Consider the following 22,197-nt stretch of genomic DNA (forward strand, 5'->3'; position numbering starts at 1 on the left):
TTTTGGAGCGAATCACATCAACCGCTGCCTCGATAATCACGACTTACTGATGACAGGTCGAGGTTCAGCATGACGAGCGTATCCACAGAGCAGGTCAGCCCGAAAACGCTGAGAAAAGTAATCGCCGCCGCCACCATCGGTAATTTCGTCGAATGGTTCGACTTCGCCGTGTATGGCTTTCTGGCCACCACCATCGCCCAGCAGTTTTTCCCCAGTGGCGATACCAGTGCCGCGCTGCTCAAGACGTTTGCGGTGTTTGCCGTGGCCTTCGCATTCAGGCCACTGGGAGGGATTTTCTTCGGCATGCTGGGTGACAGAATCGGGCGCAAGCGCACACTCGCCATGACCATTCTGCTGATGGCCGGTGCTACGACCTTGATCGGAGTGCTGCCCACTTATGCCGCTATCGGGGTTGCAGCGCCGATTCTTCTGACCCTGATCCGTTGCGCCCAAGGGTTTTCTGCCGGGGGCGAATATGCGGGAGCCTGTGCCTACCTGATGGAGCACGCGCCCAACGATAAAAGGGCCTGGTACGGCAGCTTTCTTCCCGTGTCGACATTTTCCGCTTTTGCCGCCGCGGCCGTGGTGGCCTACGCACTTGAGGCTTCATTATCGGCCGAGGCCATGGGCAGCTGGGGCTGGCGCCTGCCGTTCCTGATTGCCGCCCCCCTGGGCCTGGTGGGGCTTTACATGCGCTGGAGGCTGGACGAAACACCGGCGTTCCAGGCGGTGACCGAGGAACATGAGATTGCCCACTCCCCTCTCAAGGAAACCTTGCGCAACCATGGCTCGGCCATCTGCTGCCTGGGGGCCTTTGTGTCGCTGACGGCGCTGTCTTTTTACATGTTCACCACCTACTTCGCGACCTACCTGCAAGTGGCAGGAGGGTTGAGTCGCGCCACCGCCTTGCTGGTGTCGCTGATAGCGCTGATCTTCGCCGCTGCAATATGCCCGCTGGCCGGGCTCTATTCGGACCGGGTCGGGCGTCGGGCTACAGTGGTGACGGCATGCGTGCTGCTGATCGTCGCGGTGTACCCGTCGTTCATGATGGCCAGCTCCGGAGGGTTCACAGCGTCCATCATCGGCGTGATGCTCCTGGCCATAGGTGCGGTGTTGTGTGGCGTGGTCACCGCCGCGTTGCTCTCGGAAACCTTCCCGACACGCACTCGCTACACCGCGTCGGCAATCACCTACAACATGGCCTATACCCTCTTCGGTGGCACGGCTCCGCTGGTAGCTACATGGCTGATCAGCTCCACGGGCAGCAATCTGTCGCCTGCGTTTTACCTGATGGCAGTGGCACTGCTGGCTCTGGCTGGCGGCCTGGCATTACCCGAGACCTCGCGGATTTCACTGCATGATGTTGCCACGCCGGAAAAAGGGAGCGCGGCGGCGGCAACGGTCTGAAGGATTGGAAGAACAGGACTGAGAAGGGATGGCGCCGAGCCTGGGCTCGGCGCCAGCAAGATCAGGACACGGCGTCCAGGGCGGCTTTTTGCGCCTTGGCAATGGAACGACCACGCACCCAGTTGAAACAAATGGCGAGGATCAGGGCGAAACCGACGTAGCCCAGCAGCGGGTAGACAGTGCCTACCAGCTTGCTGAAGCCGCCCAGGCTCAGGCCCAGCCCCACACACACCGTCACTGCACTGATCATTTTGAAGCGACTCGTTTCAGGCTTGGAGAAACGTGCGCTGAACGCAAAGAACATCCCCACCGCCGTGCTGTAGACCATACATACCAGCGCCACCGACATCACCACCGAGAGGATTGGCGAGATGCGCCCCGCCAGTGCCAGGGATGGCATTTCAATGCCCTGCAACTGGTTGATGTTGGCAAACAGGCCGATATTCAACAGCAGGATCAGCGCGCCCAGCCCCAGGCCGCCGAGTACGCCGCCGAGTGCAGCAGCCTTGGGCTGCTTGGTCATGCCGCCAATCACAGCCAGCATCGGGAAGCCAACGGCGATATTGAACGATGCGTACAACAATGCGCCGACAAACCAGTTACCAGTGACCGTCTCGTTGTTTTCGCGGGCCACTGCATCGAGGGTCTCGATCGGGGCGTTGTAGCTGAAAATCGAGTAGGTGGTGATGATCAACACCATCGCCAGCAGGAAAGGCATCACCGCGCTGATCAAATCAATGATTCGTTTGACGTTCATGCACAGGGTAGCGATCACCAGTACAGCCATCAGTGCACCGCCAAACAATGGAGACAGGTCGTATTGCTGGGCAAAAATCGAACCGCTACCCGCCAGCATCACCACTCCGACGCCGTACAGGAAGAAGGACAGCACGACATCAACAACCCACCCCAGACGTGCTCCGAACAGGATGTAAAGAACTTCCTTGTGGGAGTTCGCTTGCATCTTCGAACTCAATCGAGCGATCTGCATACCGAGGAATGCGAACATCAAACCGCTCACCAGAGTGCCTACGATGCCTATCAACCCATAGCCGGTGAAAAACTGTAGCACCTCCTGCCCGGAAGCGAAGCCACCGCCAATGACGACAGACATGTATGCAAGAGCAATCTGGACCGACTGTTTATTCATTACACTTTTCTCATTCTTAGACTTATTAGATGCACGGGAAAAGTGAGGCCATTAATGCCCTATCCTTTCCGCAGAGCGACTATCTCCATGGCAGCTCAAAAAAACATCGTGCTTTTTCGAACGGTGCAGGTACGCAGACGCCGAGCGCAGTATAGGAAGTGTTGAGCAGTTATTTTCACCATATAAATCACAAAATACGGAGCAAAATCCGTAAAAACCATTTATTTACAGCACATAAACACAGAACATGGCGAAAATAACCGCAAAAACACTCGAAACATTATGAAACAAGTATGTTTTTACAAATCAAACACTTAGCCAATTTCGACAAAAAAACCCAAGCGCGCACTCTCGCAGCGCAAGGCCTGAAGCCTGCCATCCCTCGAATCAGGCCAGGTGCAAAAATACGCGTCATTTACTGAGCGTTCCTTGCAAAAATAACTGACAATTGTCGTTACAGAACACCGCTCCATAGCGTCCATCAACGCCCGTGTGGAACAGCACTTACACGCCGAGTAGAAGACATGAACCGTCGCAAGAAAATAACGCAGCTATTGAAGGCTCACGCCAAGAAAGCCAGTGCCAAGCTGGCACCGAAAAACAAGGTCAAGTACATCAGCAAAGCTGACCGGCTGAAGCTGGCTGCCGAGACCAGCCAGGACCCGATCACCTCATCCGAGAGCTGACGGATTTCAAACGCTGATTCAGCCAAGCGCCCATAGGGATCAGTTGCGCCAATGAATCAAGCGCTGCAGCCAGGATGAATTGACAGAGAAAGCATCACGCAATTGCTTGGCAGTGATCGTTCGATCTGCCACATCGAAAGCCAGCGCCGTTCGCAGGGCTGACCAGCAGTGTTTCGGCATGTTCTCAGGCGCTTGCAGCTCGCGCTCCAGATGCTGATTGCGGGCGTGATTCGAGGGCACTCGGCGAAAAGGGTGCTTGCCCTGCGCCAGCTCGTAGATCACGCAGGCCACGCCGTACACATCGGCACTGGCCGACAGCGCTTGGCCATCAAGCAGTTCCGGGGCCGCATAGCCCGGCGTCCAGCCATTGAAGCGCTCGCGGCTCAAGTGCGGCAGACCTTGCAGGATGCCCTTCTGCGCCTGGCCGAGTCCGAAGTCAAACAGCCGCACACCTTCTTCGCTGAGCATCACGTTGCTCGGCTTCATATCACCATGCAGCACGCCGCGGGCATGGGAGTAGGCCAATGCATCGAGCAACGGCAGCACGATGTCGTGCAACTCCTTCCACGGCAGGCCCAGGGGGCGATCACAGAGCAAGTTATCCAGGGTCAGGCCACGCATGAACTCCATGGTGACAAATGCTAGTTGGCAGTCCGTGTCCACTTCAAAGGTGTACAAACGCAGTACGTTGTCGTGGCGCAGGCACCGGGTCAGGGCGAACTCGTTGTAGAGCAGCGCGCTGGCGTCCGGCGACTCGGCAAATTCTTCGCTGAGCACTTTCAGCGCGACGTAAGGGTCGGGATCGCCGAACTGTTCTCTCAGCAAGTCCCGTGCACGGTAAACAGCACCCATACCGCCGGCACCGAGCAGACGCTCGATGCGGTAACGGCCAGCCAGCACCTCGGGAAGTTCACCGGTACTGGTCTTGGTTGGCGCCAGCGCAGCGTCAGCGTTGTACGATTTCGCGAACGCAAAGCAGGTCAGGCTGCTGCCCTGCTCTTCGCTCTCCAGCAGGTCGTTGATCGGTTGCATGTGCTCAGTCATTGGCGGATCACTACGGCTGTCAGGTTGTCCCGAGCCGAGCCCCGCAATGCGCCGTCAAACAATCGTTCCAGAGCAACTTGCGGGGCGGTCAGGCTCAAGGCATTGCCGAGTGCATCGCTGCCGAGTCCTTGATACAACCCATCGCTGCAGAGCAAAAACGCATCGCCGGGATACACCTCCAGTTCCAGAACATCCAGGGTCAGTTGCTCGGCAGCGCCTACAGCGCGGGTCAGAGCATGAGCTGCCGGATGGTCCTTGGCCTGCTCGACGCTCATTTGTTGCTCGTCGATCAGTTGCTGTTGCAGCGAATGGTCTTTAGACAGCTGATACAAACGCTGGCCACGCCACAGGTAGCAGCGGCTATCACCGGCCCAGATGCAGGCCGCGCGACTGCCTTCTACCAACAGCGCCACCACGGTGCTGCCCATGATGCTGTCGTGACACCCATCAGTGACCGTCAACTCCTGACTCAATCGGCGATTGAGCCAGTGCAGGCACTGGCGAATACCTTTGAGTCGTTCATCGAAATCATCCAGCACCGGCAATTGCGCCAGGCTGTCGACGATCAACTGGCTGGCGATATTGCCTTTCTGATGCCCCCCCATGCCGTCCGCAACCACCCACAACCCTTGCTGCGCAGCGTCCAGGAAAGCATCTTCGTTGCGCGCCCGAACCTTGCCTGCATCGGTGCGCGCAGCGCTGCGCCAGGGACTGGCCACCCGCATCAGAGCTGCACCGGCAGGCGGAAGGTGCGCAACACGCCCGTGTCGAAAGGGTTTGGCGCGCGTTGACTTGTTAACAAGTAATTGGCGCGCAGGCCTCCTACGTCAGCCTTGAGCACCAGCACGTCACGGCCGGTCAGGTATTCGGTCTGCATCAAATCAAACAGACGGAACAACGACCAAGGGCCGGTGTTCTTCTCGATCCCCAGCGGGCGGCCGACCATTTTGTCGAGCACCAGACTGGCACGTCCGTCTTCAGCGTCGGTTGGCCATTTGAACGACACCGGTACTATCGGGCCATGACGGTATTCAATGGTCGTGTCGCCAAACCTGAGCGCCGAACGGCTGACAGCCGGGTCGAGGGTGTACGGCTCCAGTTTGAACTGCACCTGAGGCTCGGCCGGATTGTCGGCGAAGAAGCTCTGCCGGATCACGCGCGCGGCGGCCATCTGATCAAGGTAGACCTTGGAAATCGGCAGACTCTGACCATCGACGCTGCGCATGCGATAGTGACCCGGATCTCCGCTGACAAACGCACGCAGGTAGCTGTCGAAGAACTGGTCGGCAATCCCTTGAGCCTTGAAAAACTCGCGAAAGTCGCTGATTGCCACGTCACTGGCGCTGTGGGCGCTAAACGGGTAGCGCTTGCTGATCGCCTTGGCGTAAAAACTGTACAACTCACTCTGATAGCGCTGATTCAAATATCGATAGGAGTCGCTGAGTACCAGGCGCCAGGTGTCTTCAGCCAATACGTTGAACCACACGCCTACAGGCCGCGGCAGACGTCCAGACGCAGTGCGCAGGTTGCTCAGCGCATCACGCTGGCCACCCATGCGGATCTTGGCCGCTTCGAACGCGGCCTGCTCCGGCGAGCTGGAACGGGCCAGACTGGCCATCTGCATTTGCAGCTCATTGAGGGCGGTCATGGCCGGGATCAGGTCAGCGGTTGGGCCATTGTTGTCGTCGAGTAAGCGGTGCAGCGACTCAAAGCGACTTTGCAAGGATTTCCTCGCGGTATCCGGCAGCTTTTTCACCAAGGCGTCTGACGCCTTGCCCGCCGTAGCGACCGCCAGTTTTCCGAGCTTACTGCCCTTTTCTACCGGTTTCCCTGCCGCATCGGCGGCGTCATCTACAGTATCGGCGATCACTGGGAATCGGGTGTTTTCACGCACTTGCACCAGCAGTTGCAGGATCGGTGAATTGGCAGATGTCAGACCCGCCAACTGCTCGGCGCCGTCACTAAAATCGTTAATGGCCGCCAGCGCGATCCGGCCCACCGCTTCACCCCAGTAGTTGGCGTAGTCGCGAAAATACAGTTGCTCGAGTTCGACCAACAGGCGACGCAAATCCATACCACTGATACCCGAGCTTTCACCCAGTACCCAGTTGTCACTCAGGATCTCAGTGACCAGCATCGAGCCCTGAACCGAAAAATACTGCTCATAGCCTTGTTGGGTGTAGAACCCCGGAATCACGTAATCAGTGCCCACAAACAGCGCCCCCTGTGGGCCTAGGTGTTGGCTGAAACGGTAATCCGGCAGATCACGGGCCTGCTCGCGCAGCATCCGATAGACGACGTTGGCCAGGGACTCGCTGCGTAAAACCTGACGCGCCTGAGCCACTAGCTGATCATTTAGCGGATAGATAAATGGCTGTTTCAGCAAGCGCTCGAAGTGGCTGTTCAATCCGTTTTGTACAGCGGTATTGCCGGTGTAACGTTGAGACCATTGGCTAGCGACCCAGTCCTTGAGCCACGGCGCGTCGCGACGATCCTCCATGTTCAGCATCAGGTACGCACGCAGGCTGTTGAGCAGGCGCGTGCGGTCTTTCATGTTGGCGCGAATCTGCCCTTCCAGCAGGGTCGCGACCCGTGGCAACAACTGCCCTTCCAGCTCACGCTCATAGGCGGTCTGGACCACCGGGTTGACGTGTTCACCCTGATACAGGCCGCCTCGTTCGTGGTAACTCACATCGCCTCTTTTCGGAAACACCTGAGACGCCGCGTAGAAGGTGTCGAGGGTCTTGAGCACCGCCATGGAATCATCACGGGGGCTGAGGGCCGAGCGCTGCTGGCTCCAGACTTGTGCCAGGGTGCGCAGGTTTTCCAGGCGCTCGTAGTTGGCGGAGAAACCGCTTGCCCAGAGCAGGCCAAATAGCGCCAATGCAGCCAATGCGCCTGCGTACAGCGCACGCTGGCCCCAGTGGATGCGACTGCGTTCGTGTTTGTCCAGGCCCGCAAGATCGGCCTCGGGGAAAATCACCCGGCTGAGCACATGGTGAATGAAACGTGAACGGCCACTGTGCAGGGTCGGCAACACGCCGGTTTTCATGCTCAGGTTGGCGCCGATGCTGGCGGTAGTTTCGTCCATTTTCTTTGTCAGATGTGGAGCGCTGGTCAGGTAAAAGCCGCGCAACTGGCTGGCACGCTGGTAGCGGTTGCCGGTGAATGCCATATCGACAAACAGGCATAGACGCTCTCCGACTTTTCCCAGTTGATGCGGAAAGTCGAGGATACGGCCACGGCGCTGGGTATCACGCTCTTGGTGCATGCGCATGATCACCTGGCTGTTGAGGCGATGCAGCAGCCCTTCGAACTCGGTGCGTAGCACGGCTACATCAGCGCCGCTCTGTTCCTTGCGGAAACTGGAGCCGAGCACCTGATCGCTCTCTTCACGCGTCAATTGGTCGAAGAACTCATCGAAACCTGGCAGGCGGTCCGCCTTGCTCAACACAAGGTAAACCGGAACATCGACGTGCAATGTCTGATGCACATCCTGAAGACGCGCACGCACTTGGCGGGCCAAGGCTTCAAGCTCCTGCTCAGTGTCGTTCAACAGGGCTTCCACCGGGAGGGTCACCAGTACACCGTTCAGCGGGCGATTGCGGCGACGCCTGCGCAGCAGGTCGAGCAACGTGTTCCAGGCACTGCCATCGACGTCGTCATCTGGTTGGGTCAAGTAACGGCCAGCAGTGTCGATCAGCACGCCGTGATCGGCAAAATACCAGTCACAGTGGCGGGTACCGTGGGTGTCGCGGGTCAGTTTTCGATCAATTTTGTTGATCGGAAACTCAAGCCCCGAGAAGTCCAGCAAGCTGGTTTTGCCACTGGCCTGCGGACCAATCAGCAAGTACCAGGGTAAATCACTGCGCCAGCGCTCACTGCGACCGCGGTACAGGCTCGACGTCTTCAGGGTTTTCAGAGCGTCTTTGAAACGTGCCCTTAACTCTTTCTGTTCTTCGTCGATCTGCTCTTCACTGCGGATACGATCCTGGCCAAACGTCGTGTCGTCCAAGGTTTTTTTTCGAACACCGTCGCGCCAGCTGACAAAGACCATGGTCAGGCCCCAAATCAGACACAGCACGCTGATGGTCAGCAAGCGGGAAGTCGAGCCTTGCCAGAACTTGTAGTCATCAACCGCCAGCAGCGGCCCGGCAAACCACACCAGCAGCGCGACAAACAGTACCAGCAGCAGCGTCCAGACCCAGGTCTTGCGCAAGAATGCACCGACTTTTTTGAAAAGCTTTTTCATCACACGTCCCTGTTTACGGCTGCGACTGCGGCTGGGCCGCGGCCGGATCCAGCGGCTGATATGGTTTAAGAACGGTATCGCGTTGCTCGCCCAGTACCCAGGCGAAGCCCGAATACATCACCACCAGGCAAACAACGGTAAACAGCACCACCATCCAGGCTGGCACGATACGTATCAGGCTGCGGCGCTGATGGCTCAGGCCTTCCCAATGCGGTGAGAGCTCACGTGGCACGTCGCCGCGCAACTGACGGATCTGGCGATACAAGGCATCACGGATGCCTTCGAGTTCGAGCATGCCGCGGGCTTGCACGCGGTACTTGCCTTCAAAACCCAGGGACAGGCACAGGTACATCAACTCCAGCATCGGCAGGTTCTTGACCGGGTTTTTCGACAGATGATCCAGCAACTGAAAAAACTTCTCGCCACCGAAAGTTTCTTTATGGAAGTTGCTGAGCAGGCTCATTTGCGACCACTGGCTTTCGTTACCCCACGACGTAGTGACGACAGCTTCGTCAGCCACGGTGCAGAGCACGTAATGGGCTGCCACCACCTGGCTGCTTTCTGCGCCATTGTGCAAAGCGCTGACTTCAAACAATTCCAGCACCTTGGCAAGTCGCTCGTTGAGCACACTCATGTCTTCGCCAATGCTGTTGTGCTTGATCCGCACCACTTCCGAAAGCAGGTCGGACGCTGCGGCCACCAGCGAGTTGAGACTGACGTTGAACGCCTCGGCCGGGCGCAAGCGCGCGGCGTAGATCATGCGCTCTTCCAATTGCTCGAAACGTGGCGGCGCCGCGAAGTCCGTCAACGGGCTCGACGCCGGGTCGTGTCCCTGACGGTCGAGCAGGACGGTTTTATCGTCCTGGCTGTATTCCATATCCTTGATCATGTCGGTCAGTTCCTGATGGCCCAGAATTTCAGTTCAAGCTCGGCGAATTCGCCGGACACATGGAACGCGAAACCACCGGAGCGTTCGAGTTGTTCCAGGTCTTCGGAGTTGAGTTCGAGAATGAAATAGGTTTTGTTGGAGTGAAACGCGATCTGCCGCGGGGCCACGGCCAAGGGTTTGACGTTGATGCCTGGCAGATGCAAATTGACCAGTTGGCGGATACGCTCCACCGGGCCGACCTTAAGATGCGTCGGCAAACGATGGCGCAGTTCTTCGGAGTCGCAGTTGGCACTCGCTGCCAGAATGAACGAGGCCGAACCCAGCAACTTGTGGTCGTGCAGCGGCGAGACAATGATCCCGTATTGACGGGCTTGCAGCTCCAGCTCAATGGCGTGCTGCTCCAGCACCATCGACAGCACCTGACGGATCTCTTCCATCAATTTACGAAAGCTTGCTCCCTGATCGCTGTGCTGATAACGACTGTCTGAACGCGGGCGCTTGCTCTCGCTGGAGAAGGTTGTCAGATCGCCGAGCATGGTCAGCAGCGTGCGGTACAACTCTTCGGGGTGAACCTGTTCCAGCCCAAGATAGTGACGCAGTAACAACTCGGTCCGATTGACCAGTTGCAGCATCATGAAGTCACCGACTTCCGCACCACCCACCTTGCCATTGGAGCGGATCCGCTCAGCAATAGCGTCTCCCCGATTGCCGAGCATGCTGATCACTTCCTTGAGGCACGACAGCAGGTAGTTGGAGGCGTGCGTCTGGATGTAGGTGGGTACGAACGCCGGATCAAGGCTGATTACGCCGTCCGGCGTGGTGTCGAGTACGTTGCAGATCTTCAGCTTGACGTACGCCTGATCGCTCTGCTGCTCGCCGAGCAACAGCTTGAAGTCCGGTCGAGCGCAGCTGACCTGGCGGGCGGAGTCGGCACCCGCGTTGGAATCGGCAACCTGCGCTTCGTAGGCGGTATAACGCGCAAGCACATCGGATTGCTCCGGGCGACGGGACTCGATGTGGTTGCCGGTGACCAAAGGCAGCGCCAGGTAGATCGGCGTATTGCCGGTGTTCGGCGGCACGTCCAGGGCCAGCGGCTCGGTGTTGCCACTCAGTTCGAACAGGCTACCGTCCGGTAGAACCCCCGATGCCTGGCTGATCACCAATTTGCCCATGTTGAGGAACTGCAAATCGATGTCCAGGTTGAGGAAGCCCCAGATGTAGCTGCCCAGCAATTGGGTACGGGTCTTCATCTGGTGGTCGTAGTAACGATCGTTGTGCTGGAAGTGCTGCGGACGCAGCAACATGCCTTCCTGCCAAATGACTTTATGGGAGTTCATGGTCAGTCATCCGCCTTGACTAGCAATTCCAGGGTGTCGCGAATGCCGCTCTGGTCGAGGGTCAGATCAGCATCGGTGACTTCCATCGGGGTGACTTGCAAGGTGTAGCGCCATTTGGTATCCGGCAGGTCACGGTAGGCGGCGAGTACACCGACATAACGGCTACCCTCCTCGACGCTAAGTTTGAGTTCGACGGTTTCGCCCGGACGCAGCTCCAGCTCCTCAGTCGCAGCCATGTCTGGAGTCAGGGACTCCTTGGCGCGCTCGTACAGGCTGAAGAAGTCCGCGTTCTCGAACGCCACCGGGTGCTTGAGCTCAAACAGACGGACGACAATCGGCGACGGACGACCGTTGAGGTCAGGGTTCAGCTGATCGCTGGCGGTGAGCTTCAGGTTGAGTTTGGTCACGTTGGAATACGGCGACATTGACGAGCAACCGGCCATCAGCGCCAGAGCCACGAATGCAGTCAGCATCTTGAAAAAAACGGTCGCGCAGCGAGACATGCGGGTCATCCTTGGTGGTCGGTGTAAAGGGTGGAAATCAAGCGGATCTGCTCTTCGTAGGCTTGGGCAAAGTCACGTGCCAACAGGCGCTCGCTCCAGTCATCGTCCTGACGCAGGGCCTGGTGATAACGCCCGAAGGCTCTCCAGCGACTGCCAGAAGTGGCGAGGATCGGCTTGTTGTCGCGTTCGAAACGCAAGGTCAACTGTTCTGGCGAGAAGTGCTCCAGCGTGCCGCGCACCGCTGCGCGACTCGCGGTCAGCAACGCCACCTGATGCGCCTGCACATCACGAAACGCACGGGAGATCGCCTGTTCGGCCGACAACTGCCCAGGCTTGCCCGGCTGCAACAGCATGCCCAGTGCTTCACCGGCATCAACGGCAAATTTCAAAGGATTCTTTTGAGATCCCTGCACAGTGGTCTGCGCAAGCCGCAATTCGTTTTTCAGCTCACTTCGAGTGCGCAAACTCTGCTGTAAACCGGCGACGCTGTGCTTGAGCAAGTGTGCTGCGCTCAACGCCAACTCCTCTTTGGCATCATGGTCAAGGCCGTTGAGATCTACGCCCAGGGCAACCGCAAACCGTTCCCAGAAACCGTCGCTCTGACGCTCGACCAATTCCGGCGCCGGGGCGGGCGCACGTTCGGCCGGGGCAGCGATCAGCTCCGGTACCATCAGGCTTTCCATGTCGATGCGCGCATAGTCGGCGCGTTGACGAGTGTCTTGCGGTGCCTTGCGCGGGGAGATCAGTTCTTCGATGTCCGAATACACCCGCTCCTGCTGGTCTAAAGCATTCAGTGGGTCGAGGTCCAAGAATGCATCGTTAGGAATGATGCTCTCCGCTGAGTGCGGACGGCCGAGCTCCAGGTCAACGGTCGTGGTGGCGTGAACTAGCCGTGCACGAATTTCGAATTCACCCAGCACGTATACGCTGTCGTGCTCGATACGTACCGCATCCCCCTTGCGCAAACGTGCGCCGCTGGCACAAATCCGGGTCCCGTTACTGCTGATATCGGTCAGAAAAAAGCTGCCTTCGCGATAGCTGATCAACGCGTGACGGCTGGACAGATGACGATTGCAGTCTGGAATGAACCAGTCACAGTCGTCGCCACGACCAATCACACCGCCAACCTGATTGAAGGTTTTCTGGCACAGTTCAGCAGGCATTGACGGCTCGGTGTTCAGTATTTCAAAAACCAATTCCATGGTGATGCTCCTTGCGGTCACTTACCGCGATTGACCGCCTGCGGATCGCCCAATGGGCGGTAGCTGTTATCGTTGTATTTGTAATTGCCGTTGCAGCCGCCCAGGCCACATGAAAAGACAACGGTCAGAAGCACGGCTTGCCAGTGACGAATAGACATCAGAGGGTCTCCAGGGGCAGCACAAAGCGCACGCCCTTAAGGTTGAGGCTGTTAAAAGCAGGGGATTGATATCAAGCGCGTATGGCCTACCCATCGACATTTTCCACGTTGATGTTCAGGCGGCCGAGGCGATAGAGGAATGTGCGCCGTGGCAGGCCGAGCTCGCGCGCTGAGAGGGTCTGATTACCTTCGTTTTTGCGCAGGCAATCGATCAGCAGGCCGCGCTCAATCTGTTCCAGACGTTCGCGCAAGGTCAGCTTTCCTGCATCAGGCAGGGTGTCCATGCGCAGAGAGAAGTGCTCCACCAGCAACTCATTGCCTTCACAGAGCAGCACCGCACGCTCGACCAAACCCTTGAGTTCACGCACATTGCCGGGGAACGCGTAACTGGCCAAAAGATCCAGTACTGCGTTGGACCAACTCACCTCATCACGTTGCAAGAACACACAGGCCTTGTTGGCGAAGTGCCGCGCCAAGTCGAGGATGTCGTCTTCACGTTGACGCAGAGCCGGCAGTTCAATCGGGAACTGAGCAAGGCGGTAGTACAAGTCTTCGCGAAACTTCCCTTGGTTCACCAGCACCGATAAATCCTGATGTGTCGCGGCAATGATGCGCACATCAATTTTGTGGGTCTCGCTGGAACCCAGGGGACGAACCTCGCCCTCTTGCAGCACCCGCAACAACTTGGCTTGCAGCGACAGCGGCATGTCACCGACCTCATCAAGCAACAAGGTCCCGCCGTTGGCCGCGTCGAACAGCCCGGATCGGTCACGGTCGGCCCCCGTGAAGGCGCCTTTGCGGTAACCGAACAGTTCACTTTCCAGCAAGTTTTCCGGGATCGCCGCGCAGTTCTGCACGATAAACGCCTGGGTACGACGGGGTCCGCTTTCGTGGATCGCCCGGGCAACCACTTCCTTGCCTGTACCTGTTTCGCCCCCCAGCAGCACGGTGCAGGCGCTGTGCAAGACTTTGCTGATCAGCGAATAAACCTGGCGCATGGCTGCGCTTTTACCTGTCAGGCCATAGCCGCTGGTGCTCGCAGCGCCAACCGGTGCTGGCGGCTCACCGCTGCCTGGCCGTTTTAAACGCTGTAGCAAATGCCAGTGGCCCAACACGAACGAGCCAAGCCGACCAAAGGATTCGGCAAAGCCCTGGAGTTCCAGATGCTGATGACTGGCACACAGCAATAACCCTTCCACAGAGTTCTGCTGATTGACCAGCGGGACACACAGCAGTGATCGCCATGGCCTCACTTGGCTCGGCAGAAAACTGGTGTCGTGCAAACTGCCCCCCAACTCACCCATGCAAACCACGCGGTTCTGGCACAGCGCAAATTGCAGCAGTTGCTCGCCGTTGTAATCCGCTGACAAGCTCGCCGTTTGACGGGGTTGCAGGTGACCATTGAGGCACTCCGCACTCATCCCCAGGCAGGTATGGGTGGCGTCCAGCAAGTACAGCTGTGCCAACTCACAACCGCTCAGTTCGGCCAGACCGCGCACGAAGTCACCCTGCAGCGCAGTGCCATCCGTCGCGCGCGACAGGCTGGCGAACTGCGCAAGCAAGGCTTCGGCATAGACCAGTGGTTGCGGCACCAGACTGAACATCACACCCACCTCAGGCGAACTCGCAGATCACGCCGGCGTTATCGTCAAGCGTTGCGTAAACCCGCTTGAGGCTTTCGCCGGTGGCCATGGCGTCCAGCAAACGGTCAGCCACCAACGGCAGCACGTGCAGGTCCAGCAAATGGTCGATCAGGCGCGCACCGCTGTCACTTTGAGTGCAGCGTTCAGCCAGGTGATCAACCAGACCCTGTGAGTACGTGAAATCGAGCTGGCGACGGTTCAGGCGCTCGCCCAGGCGATCGAGTTTGATTTCGATCAGCTCGCGCAGCACCGGCCCACCGATCGGGTAATAAGGCACCACACGCATCCGCGCCAGCAGCGCCGGTTTGAAGTGCTTGCTCAGCACCGGGCGAATAGTGTGTTCGAGGACTTCAGCCGATGGTCTCGCGCCGTTTTCGCAGAGCTCGCGGATGTGCTCGCTGCCCAGGTTAGAGGTCATCAAAAACAGCGTATTGCGAAAATCGATTTCACGCCCTTCGCCGTCGTTGGCTACGCCTTTGTCAAAGATTTGGTAAAACAGGTTGAGCACATCCGGGTCGGCCTTCTCGACTTCATCGAGCAGCACGACGCAATACGGTTTCTGCCGCACAGCTTCGGTGAGCATGCCGCCCTCGCCATAGCCAACGTAGCCTGGCGGCGCACCGATCAGGCGCGAAACGGTATGTTTCTCCTGAAATTCGGACATGTTGATGGTGGTGATGAAGCGATCACCGCCGTACAACAAATCAGCGAGGGCAAGTGCGGTTTCGGTCTTGCCGACGCCACTTGGACCCACCAGCAGGAACACACCCACGGGCGCATCGGGCTTGTTCAGGCCAGCGGCGGTAGCGCGCATCGAACGATCAAGGGCGTGAACGGCTTGTTCCTGACCACGAATACGGGTGCGCAGGTCGGTAGCAAAGCTGGCAACTTTGGCATTGTGCTCGCGGGCCAGCTGCGCCAGCGGTACGCCGGTCCAGGCGCTGATCACTTCAGCCACAAGCCGCGGGCAGACTTCGAAGCTCACCAGTCGCTCTTTAACTTGCAGCTCTGTCAGTGCTTTGTGAGTTCCGTTGAGCGCTGCTTCCAGCGTTTCGACGCTTTGCGCTTCGTCTACCGGCAGACTTTCGATGACGCAGCCTAAGGCGGCTTCACGGGCCCTGGCCAGTTGTTGGCGCAGTTCCAGCAGGTGCTCAGCCAATGTTTTCTGTTCGGTCCAGAGGGTTTCCAGCGCAACCATTTCGGACTCAGCTTCTTCCTGTCGCGCTTGCAGCGCATCCAGCGCTTCGCGGTCGATCAGAAGACCGGCTTCGGCATCGCGGCGCACGGCCTGACGTTGACGCCCCCCCTCTGCCAGCTCGCCGCGCAGCCGCTCCAGACTTTGCGGAGCGGCTGCGAGACTGATGCGCACACGGGCGCAGGCGGTGTCCAGTACGTCGACAGCTTTATCCGGCAGTTGACGTCCTGCCAGGTAGCGAGCGGACAACTCGGCAGCGGCAACTACCGCGTCATCACGCAAATAGATACCGTGACTCTTTTCGTAAACCTGAGCCAGACCACGCAGGATTGTCACTGCCTCGCTGACGGTGGGTTCATGCAATTGCACTGGCTGGAATCGACGGGCCAGCGCCGGGTCTTTCTCGAAGTATTTTTTGTACTCCGCCCAGGTGGTCGCGGCGATGGTGCGTAACTCTCCTCGGGCCAACGCTGGCTTGAGCAGGTTGGCGGCATCGGAGCCACCGGCATTGCCGCCCGCGCCGATCAGGGTATGAGCTTCGTCGATAAACAGAATGATCGGCTTGGGTGAAGTTTTGACTTCGTCAATCACGCCTTTGAGTCGACGTTCGAATTCACCTTTGACGCTGGCACCGGCTTGCAACAGCCCCATGTCCAGAGACAGCAACTCAACGCCTTTCAACGCTTGCGGCACTTCACCCGCCGCAATACGCGAGGCCAGGCCTTCGACGATGGCCGTTTTACCGACGCCAGCTTCACCGACAACAATCGGGTTGTTTTTGCGACGCCGGGCAAGGATGTCGATCATCTGTCGAATCGCGTCGTCGCGGCACAACACCGGATCGAGTTTGCCGTCGCGGGCTTGCTGGGTAAGGTTGTGGGTAAAGCGTTGCAACAGCAATTCACCCGATGCAGCCGGTTTACCGGTGTCCGCCGGCTCTTTGCAGGACAAAGCGAACTCTTTCAGACGTTCGATATTCAATTTGGCGAGCAAAAGCTGGTAGCGACTGCCCGCGTAGCGCATCGGGTTACGCAGCAACGCGAGAATCAGTGCCGCCTGTTCGACCTGGGTCTGGCCCAGTTCAAGGTTGGCAACCAGCAAGGCATCTTGCAGCCACTGCACCAGTTCCGGGGCGAACACCGGATTGCGCGAAGCGCTGTGCTCAATCTGTGATTGCAGGGCAGCACTGAGTTCACCAGCGTCTACTTCAGCATCCAGCAGAGCGCGGGCAAGCAAGCCTTGCGGACGTTCCAGCAAACCCAGCAACAGGTCTTCGACGAGGATCTTGCTGCCGCCACGAGCCACACAACGTTCGGCGGAACTTTCCAGGTCACGACGGGTTTGGGCATCCAGCGCCTGGATGAGTTGTTGCAGATCTACGTTAATCATTTGTCATCTGTCCTTAATGAATTTTGCTGCCCAGAGTCACCACACCGTCCGCTGTTTCGCGGCCAAGCCAACTGGTCCACCCCAGGCGACAAACGTTCTGCTCGCCAATACGCAGTTCGCGAATCTCTTCCTTGCGCAGCGTCAGGCGAATGTCGTAGTCGAGGGGGTCACGCAGGGTGAACCGAACCAGTGCACACAGCGGCTGGTAGCCGAAACCAATCGGCAGGAATTCATGAAAGCGCTGCCAGTCCAGTTCACGGATGTGGATCCGGAACTTGCCACTGCGATCGCGCACGCTCTCTCCCAGCACCAGATCGTCACCCAGCATGGTGTTGGCTTGCCCCAGGCGATTGCGCTGTTCGTCGAGGATTTCCACATGGCGCTCAATGCACTGCTCAATGGTCAGCTCGGCGTGTTTGAAGTAGTAACGCAGCACCGCTTCGATCAGCGCAGCCGAATGCGCACGCAAACTGAGCAAGCCCAGATACGGCAACAGGCGTTTCCAGTTCAGCTCCTGGGCGCGTCGAATCTGTTCACCACCGAGGCCGATCAGGGCAAACAGCTGAGAGGAAAAAGGGTCCAGGGCACCACTCTGAAAACTGGCGCGATAGCGGTATTTTTTCCAGATCGGCAGCATCAACCGCTGCAGGCGATGGTGAAACAGGTCGAGGAAGTTGCGGGTCGGGTTGCCGTCCTCGCTGTCGCCCAGGGCCTGTTCTGCGTAAAACGCCGGTAGTGGTGACCCGGAGCCAACCAGTCCGATCAAATTGAAACGCAAACGCGCGCGCATCAACCCGTGCTCATGAAAGAACTCAACGCGATCAACGTCACTGCCGGGGAATCCCAGACTGGGGTTGGCCTGGAATTCCAGTTGGTCGTATAAATCATCCTGGCTGAGATGAGGGCTTGCTTCGCGTAGTCGCTCAACTACCAACAGTACGGCCTGAAACAGCGAGTACTCACGAATGCCTCGGGTCAGTCTGCTCAAAGAAGCGGTTGCAGGCCCATACGTGGTGTCCATTGGTACACATCTCCCTGTGTGCTGTTTACCCGCAGTTCGTGGTATGAATTGAGACTGGCGTAAAGCGCGAAAAACTCGTTAAGAACCGACGCGAAAACGAACAGGTCGCCCTCACCGATATACCCTTGCGGATCGATGGTCAGTTCGGTGCGCAGCCCTCGAACCGGTAAACCGCGGTGCAATCGATCGACGTGTTGATGTTTGATCGACTTGAGTCCGCCGAGCAGGCGTCTACTGACTTTTTCAGCGTGTTGGTCGTAGTAGCGCGGCAGGTCGTAGGTTTCGAGAATCACCTTCAACGCGTTGACGTCGGCCAGCGACAGATAGTTGAGCGACATGTTGCTGATCAGCTTCCAGAGGAAGTTGCGATTGAGCGGTGGCGCGAAACTCGACGTGGCGGGCGTAATGTTGCGAAAACTCAGGAACTCTGGGGTTTCTTCGCTGGCCAGGCTTATTTCGCCAAGCTTGAGCTTGCGCGGCAGATTTTGGTTGGTGCACGTCAGCTCAATCGACAGAGTTTCCTGGGCTTCGGTGTCACGAATACCAAAGCTCAGGTAAGTATCGAGGCCGTCGTGCAGCGAGGAAGAACGCTGGCGAACGCTGTAATGAGGTCGGCTGTTGGGTACGTCGAAACTAGGATCGTGCTCGAAGGATTCGAACGGAACATACTCCTGATAACCGATGCCTCCAGGTTTCCAGCCAATCACGGACTCCACCGCGAACACGCCGCAATTTTCCAGGTCGTACTCGGCAGGTAGCAGCAGGTACTCGTCCTGCTTGCCGTCAAGGCGGATTGGCAGTGCATCATGGGTGAACAGGTTCACGATGGGGGTGCAGTGAAGTTTCACGTTGTCCAGGGTCGGACGCATCCGCATGATGCCGCTCTTGCGAATATCGAAGCGCAGTTCGAGGCCGCGCATCTGCCTGAGCGTGTCTTGCGGCAAAGCGTTGAGCAGGTCCAGACCATTGATATCAACGAAGAGGAATTTGTCCTGAAAGGCGAAGTATTCCTGCAAGTAGCGATAGCCGCGGAAGGTGTTCAGCGGATACGGAATCAGCGCCTCTTCTTCGGCAAAGCCCACCGGTTGCACGCGGTCACCGGGCATCTTGAATGCCATCGGCGTGCCGTTGGCGCCATTAATGGGTTTGCCATTGCCATCCAGCGGAATCAGCTCAATGCCTTCCAGATTACGCAGCAGGCTCAGGTACAGCATCTGGCTGATGTAGCGCTCGCCGGCAAAGTACAGACGCAAGCGGCTCAACTCCAGCTCACCGAGGTGACCGTCGGCGCTCATCTCCAGACGCAGACTCAACAGGGAGCCATCACCCTTCACCGAATAGTTCAGCGCGGCCAGGTCCAACGCCAGGACCTCAGTCGGGTAGCAAGTGCGAAAGCGACAACGCACGTCATCAATCGGCACGCTTTCCACCGGCGTATCGCGCTCGACCATCAACGCAGGACCCGATTGCTTCAAAGGATCGAACTGCAAAATGCTGAACGACGGCAGCGGCCGCATGTAGTTGGGCCACAGCAGTTGCATCAGTGAATGACTGAGCTCAGGCAACTCGTCATCGAGTTTCTGACGCAGACGCCCGGTCAGGAATGCAAAGCCCTCCAGCAACCGCTCCACGTCCGGATCCCGTCCGGCCTGCCCGAGGAAAGGTGCCAACGCCGGGCTACGCTCGGCGAAGCGACGACCCAACTGGCGAAGCGCAGTGAGCTCGCTTTGGTAGTAGTGGTTAAAGGACACGGGGTACCTGCCTGGTGTTCGAGCTCATGAACACACCGCCCAGACAGTCTTGCGCTTTGACCGTTTTCATGATTATTCGCTTCCGGTTTTTTTGAACGTCAAGGTCTACGAATCTCATTTGCTGACCTTGACTTGACCACTGCCATCCAGGCGCGCGGCGAAACTGACCTGGCGCCTGAAACCCTCTACTTCAAGCAGCCCTTCAATGTTGAAGGACAGTCGAAGCTGATCGTGATCACGGGGCAGTGAGATAACACGCACATTGCTCAAACGTGGTTCGTAGGCTTCGATGAAATTTTCGATGGCCACACGGGCCTGACTCAGGGAGTCGTGCAGGCTCAGACGCATGTCATTGAGATCGGGTAGCCCGTAATCGGACAGCGTTTGCACGCTGCCCGCACGGGTACTGAGCATCTTGCCCAGATGGGCAGCCACGGACGCCATGGCGCAAACCTCACGGCTCCAGTCGACGCGTTTATCCGCGTCGCCACCCAGGCGTTCGAAAAGGCTGCCGTATCGAGTCATAAGTCGCTCCGCTTACTCTTTGTCCAGCTTGCCAACGAGCGACAGGGTGAAATCGGCACCCATGTATTTGAAGTGCGGACGCACATTCAGGCTGACGCGGTACCAGCCAGGCTCGCCTTCGACATCGCTGACGATGATCTGGGCAGCACGCAGCGGACGACGGCCACGGACTTCGGCGCTTGGGTTTTCCTGGTCGGCCACGTACTGACGGATCCACTTGTTGAGTTCCAGTTCGAGGTCGGTACGCTCTTTCCACGAACCGAGCTGCTCGCGCTGCAGCACCTTCAAATAGTGAGCCAGGCGGTTGACGATCATCATGTACGGCAGTTGAGTGCCGAGCTTGTAGTTCAGCTCTGCGGCCTTGCCCTCTGCGCTGATACCGAAGAACTTTGGCTTTTGCACCGAGCTGGCGGAGAAGAACGCTGCGTTGTCGCTACCTTTGCGCATGGTCAGGGAAATGAAGCCCTCCTCGGCCAGTTCATATTCACGACGGTCGCTGACCAGAACCTCGGTGGGGATCTTGGTTTCGATTTCGCCCATGCTTTCGAAGTGGTGCAACGGAAGGTCTTCAACCGCACCACCGCTCTGAGGGCCGATGATGTTCGGGCACCAGCGGAATTTGGCGAAGCTGTCGGTCAGCTTGGTGCCAAATGCGTAGGCAGTGTTGCCCCACAGATAGTGCTCGTGGCTGTTGGCAACGGTTTCTTTGTACACGAACGATTTGACCGGATTCTCTTCCGGGTCGTACGGGTTGCGCAGCAGGAAGCGCGGGACTGTCAGGCCAATGTAACGGGAGTCTTCCGACTGGCGAAAACTCTGCCATTTGGCAAATTGCGGGCCTTCGAAGTGATCCTTCAGGTCCTTCAGGTCAGGCAGACCGGTGAAGCTTTCCAGCCCGAAAAACTTTGGGCCAGCCGCAGCAATAAACGGTGCGTGAGACATACAGGCAACGCTGGACACGTACTGCATCAGCTTCACGTCCGGCGAGCTTGGGGACATAAAGTAGTTGGCGATGATCGCGCCTACAGGCTGCCCCCCGAACTGACCGTATTCAGCGGTGTAGATGTGCTTGTACAAGCCCGCTTGCATCACTTCCGGCGAATCTTCGAAGTCATCCAACAGGTCTTCTTTGGAGACGTTGAGAATTTCGATCTTGATGTTTTCACGAAAGTTGGTGCGATCGACCAGCAACTGCAGACCCCGCCACGACGACTCCAGAGACTGGAAAGCCGAGTGGTGAAGGATTTCGTCCATCTGGCGGCTGAGCTTGGCATCGATCTCGGCGATCATGCGGTCAACCATGGCTTTCTTGACCGGTTCACCATTGTTCTGCGGCTTGAGCAGCTCTTCGATGAACGCCGACACACCACGTTTGGCGATATCGTAGGCTTCGTCATCGGGCGTCAGGCGGGTTTCGGCGATGATGCTGTCGAGAATGCTGTATTCGGCGTTCTCGGTAGTTTTCTGCTGCGTTGCACTCTTGCTCATCGTGTTGGCTTCCTTGGCTGATGTGGACTCAGGCGTTCTGGGCGGCGGCGTTCAAGCCCAGTTCACCCAGGACTCGACCGCGGGATTCATCGTCGGCGAGTACGCCTTCGATGGCTTTACGAAACGCAGGTGCGTTACCCAGAGGGCCTTTAAGGGCCACCAGCGCGTCGCGCAACTCCATCAGTTTTTTTAGCTCAGGTACTTGCTCGACCAGCGAGGCCGGGTTGAAGTCCTTCATCGAGCTGACGCGTATTTTTACTGCCAACTCTTGGGTGTCGCTTTCTTCCTGAAGACGGTTCGGTACGCTCAGTGTCAGCTCCAGCTCTTGCTTGGCCAGCACTTCGTCGAAGGTCATTTTGTCAATGCTGATCGGCTTGCGATCTTCAACTTTGCGTTCGTCCTTGCGATGGGTGTAGTCACCGATTGCCAGTAGCTTCAGCGGCAGCTCGATCTCTTCCTGAGCACCACCGGTAGAGGGTTTGAAGGTGACGTTGATACGTTCTTTGGGGGCTACAGAGCCTTCTTTGGCCATTGCTTTTCTCCTTGCGGTGGTGGCC

General features: G+C 57.9%; 18 protein-coding genes. 2 read left to right on the forward strand and 16 right to left on the reverse strand.

All coding sequences use genetic code 11. From position 1 onward, the window contains the following. The first annotated feature begins 69 nt into the window (after positions 1–69). Positions 70–1,407, forward strand: coding sequence for an MFS transporter (locus VSQ83_RS15190; RefSeq protein ID WP_133076107.1), 1,338 nt, complete (start codon positions 70–72; stop codon positions 1,405–1,407). 61 nt (positions 1,408–1,468) lie between these two features. Here the strand turns inward: VSQ83_RS15190 and VSQ83_RS15195 are convergent, their stop codons facing one another. Continuing rightward, positions 1,469–2,557, reverse strand: coding sequence for a YkvI family membrane protein (locus VSQ83_RS15195; protein WP_219261060.1), 1,089 nt, complete (start codon positions 2,555–2,557; stop codon positions 1,469–1,471). 524 nt (positions 2,558–3,081) lie between these two features. Here VSQ83_RS15195 and VSQ83_RS15200 point away from each other — a divergent pair. Further along, entirely contained in the window at positions 3,082–3,243 is a 162-nt protein-coding gene (locus VSQ83_RS15200) for a DUF2986 domain-containing protein (RefSeq protein WP_133076105.1), read from the forward strand. A 39-nt stretch (positions 3,244–3,282) separates the two neighbouring features. On the opposite strand, the gene VSQ83_RS15205 is transcribed toward VSQ83_RS15200, so the two are convergent. The 15 genes from VSQ83_RS15205 to tssB form a co-directional block, all read right to left on the reverse strand. Continuing rightward, entirely contained in the window at positions 3,283–4,287 is a 1,005-nt protein-coding gene (locus tag VSQ83_RS15205; protein ID WP_326427139.1) for a serine/threonine-protein kinase, read from the reverse strand. Then, positions 4,284–5,012: a PP2C family protein-serine/threonine phosphatase gene (locus VSQ83_RS15210; protein ID WP_219261058.1), complete on the reverse strand. Its 729-nt coding sequence runs from the start codon at positions 5,010–5,012 to the stop codon at positions 4,284–4,286. The genes VSQ83_RS15205 and VSQ83_RS15210 overlap by 4 nt, the downstream gene beginning before the upstream one ends. Then, on the reverse strand, positions 5,012–8,539 hold the full coding sequence (tssM, locus tag VSQ83_RS15215; RefSeq protein WP_326427140.1) for a type VI secretion system membrane subunit TssM: 3,528 nt from the start codon (positions 8,537–8,539) through the stop codon (positions 5,012–5,014). The genes VSQ83_RS15210 and tssM overlap by 1 nt, the downstream gene beginning before the upstream one ends. Positions 8,540–8,552: 13 nt before the next feature. Continuing rightward, positions 8,553–9,428, reverse strand: a complete 876-nt coding sequence (icmH, locus tag VSQ83_RS15220) for a type IVB secretion system protein IcmH/DotU (protein WP_326427141.1) — start codon at positions 9,426–9,428, stop codon at positions 8,553–8,555. A gap of 5 nt (positions 9,429–9,433) precedes the next feature. Further along, positions 9,434–10,765, reverse strand: a complete 1,332-nt coding sequence (gene tssK / locus VSQ83_RS15225) for a type VI secretion system baseplate subunit TssK (protein ID WP_326427142.1) — start codon at positions 10,763–10,765, stop codon at positions 9,434–9,436. A gap of 2 nt (positions 10,766–10,767) precedes the next feature. Then, positions 10,768–11,268 carry a type VI secretion system lipoprotein TssJ gene (gene tssJ, locus VSQ83_RS15230; protein ID WP_326427143.1) on the reverse strand — a complete coding sequence of 167 codons (501 nt, stop codon included), beginning with the start codon at positions 11,266–11,268 and terminating at the stop codon, positions 10,768–10,770. 5 nt (positions 11,269–11,273) lie between these two features. Further along, positions 11,274–12,470, reverse strand: a complete 1,197-nt coding sequence (gene tagH, locus VSQ83_RS15235; RefSeq protein WP_326427144.1) for a type VI secretion system-associated FHA domain protein TagH — start codon at positions 12,468–12,470, stop codon at positions 11,274–11,276. Between the two features lie 17 nt (positions 12,471–12,487). Then, positions 12,488–12,628 (reverse strand): type VI secretion protein, encoded by a 141-nt coding sequence (locus VSQ83_RS15240; protein ID WP_326427145.1) that lies wholly within the window; start codon positions 12,626–12,628, stop codon positions 12,488–12,490. Positions 12,629–12,714: 86 nt separating this feature from the next. Next, entirely contained in the window at positions 12,715–14,232 is a 1,518-nt protein-coding gene (locus VSQ83_RS15245) for a sigma-54 interaction domain-containing protein (protein WP_326427146.1), read from the reverse strand. A 10-nt stretch (positions 14,233–14,242) separates the two neighbouring features. Next, positions 14,243–16,855 carry a type VI secretion system ATPase TssH gene (tssH, locus tag VSQ83_RS15250; protein ID WP_326427147.1) on the reverse strand — a complete coding sequence of 871 codons (2,613 nt, stop codon included), beginning with the start codon at positions 16,853–16,855 and terminating at the stop codon, positions 14,243–14,245. Positions 16,856–16,868: 13 nt separating this feature from the next. Continuing rightward, entirely contained in the window at positions 16,869–17,876 is a 1,008-nt protein-coding gene (tssG, locus tag VSQ83_RS15255) for a type VI secretion system baseplate subunit TssG (protein WP_326427148.1), read from the reverse strand. Continuing rightward, positions 17,840–19,627 (reverse strand): type VI secretion system baseplate subunit TssF, encoded by a 1,788-nt coding sequence (gene tssF / locus VSQ83_RS15260; protein WP_326427149.1) that lies wholly within the window; start codon positions 19,625–19,627, stop codon positions 17,840–17,842. The genes tssG and tssF overlap by 37 nt, the downstream gene beginning before the upstream one ends. Before the next feature lie 114 nt (positions 19,628–19,741). Next, positions 19,742–20,152 (reverse strand): type VI secretion system baseplate subunit TssE, encoded by a 411-nt coding sequence (gene tssE / locus VSQ83_RS15265; RefSeq protein WP_326427151.1) that lies wholly within the window; start codon positions 20,150–20,152, stop codon positions 19,742–19,744. Between the two features lie 12 nt (positions 20,153–20,164). Then, positions 20,165–21,640: a type VI secretion system contractile sheath large subunit gene (tssC, locus tag VSQ83_RS15270; protein WP_326427152.1), complete on the reverse strand. Its 1,476-nt coding sequence runs from the start codon at positions 21,638–21,640 to the stop codon at positions 20,165–20,167. Between the two features lie 28 nt (positions 21,641–21,668). Beyond that, a complete protein-coding gene (gene tssB, locus VSQ83_RS15275; protein ID WP_326427153.1) occupies positions 21,669–22,172 on the reverse strand; it encodes a type VI secretion system contractile sheath small subunit in 504 nt (167 codons plus the stop codon). Positions 22,173–22,197: the final 25 nt, after the last annotated feature.

Origin of the sequence: Pseudomonas sp. DSV-1, assembly GCF_035830915.1 — a bacterium.
Classification (GTDB): Bacteria; Pseudomonadota; Gammaproteobacteria; order Pseudomonadales; family Pseudomonadaceae; genus Aquipseudomonas.

Coding starts and splice junctions, on each gene's coding strand:
- VSQ83_RS15190 (WP_133076107.1), top strand. CDS start 70: ATGACGAGCGTATCCACAGAGCAGGTCAGCCCGAAAACGCTGAGAAAA.
- VSQ83_RS15195 (WP_219261060.1), bottom strand. CDS start 2,557: ATGAATAAACAGTCGGTCCAGATTGCTCTTGCATACATGTCTGTCGTC.
- VSQ83_RS15200 (WP_133076105.1), top strand. CDS start 3,082: ATGAACCGTCGCAAGAAAATAACGCAGCTATTGAAGGCTCACGCCAAG.
- VSQ83_RS15205 (WP_326427139.1), bottom strand. CDS start 4,287: ATGACTGAGCACATGCAACCGATCAACGACCTGCTGGAGAGCGAAGAG.
- VSQ83_RS15210 (WP_219261058.1), bottom strand. CDS start 5,012: ATGCGGGTGGCCAGTCCCTGGCGCAGCGCTGCGCGCACCGATGCAGGC.
- tssM (WP_326427140.1), bottom strand. CDS start 8,539: ATGAAAAAGCTTTTCAAAAAAGTCGGTGCATTCTTGCGCAAGACCTGG.
- icmH (WP_326427141.1), bottom strand. CDS start 9,428: ATGATCAAGGATATGGAATACAGCCAGGACGATAAAACCGTCCTGCTC.
- tssK (WP_326427142.1), bottom strand. CDS start 10,765: ATGAACTCCCATAAAGTCATTTGGCAGGAAGGCATGTTGCTGCGTCCG.
- tssJ (WP_326427143.1), bottom strand. CDS start 11,268: ATGTCTCGCTGCGCGACCGTTTTTTTCAAGATGCTGACTGCATTCGTG.
- tagH (WP_326427144.1), bottom strand. CDS start 12,470: ATGGAATTGGTTTTTGAAATACTGAACACCGAGCCGTCAATGCCTGCT.
- VSQ83_RS15240 (WP_326427145.1), bottom strand. CDS start 12,628: ATGTCTATTCGTCACTGGCAAGCCGTGCTTCTGACCGTTGTCTTTTCA.
- VSQ83_RS15245 (WP_326427146.1), bottom strand. CDS start 14,232: ATGTTCAGTCTGGTGCCGCAACCACTGGTCTATGCCGAAGCCTTGCTT.
- tssH (WP_326427147.1), bottom strand. CDS start 16,855: ATGATTAACGTAGATCTGCAACAACTCATCCAGGCGCTGGATGCCCAA.
- tssG (WP_326427148.1), bottom strand. CDS start 17,876: ATGGACACCACGTATGGGCCTGCAACCGCTTCTTTGAGCAGACTGACC.
- tssE (WP_326427151.1), bottom strand. CDS start 20,152: ATGACTCGATACGGCAGCCTTTTCGAACGCCTGGGTGGCGACGCGGAT.
- tssC (WP_326427152.1), bottom strand. CDS start 21,640: ATGAGCAAGAGTGCAACGCAGCAGAAAACTACCGAGAACGCCGAATAC.
- tssB (WP_326427153.1), bottom strand. CDS start 22,172: ATGGCCAAAGAAGGCTCTGTAGCCCCCAAAGAACGTATCAACGTCACC.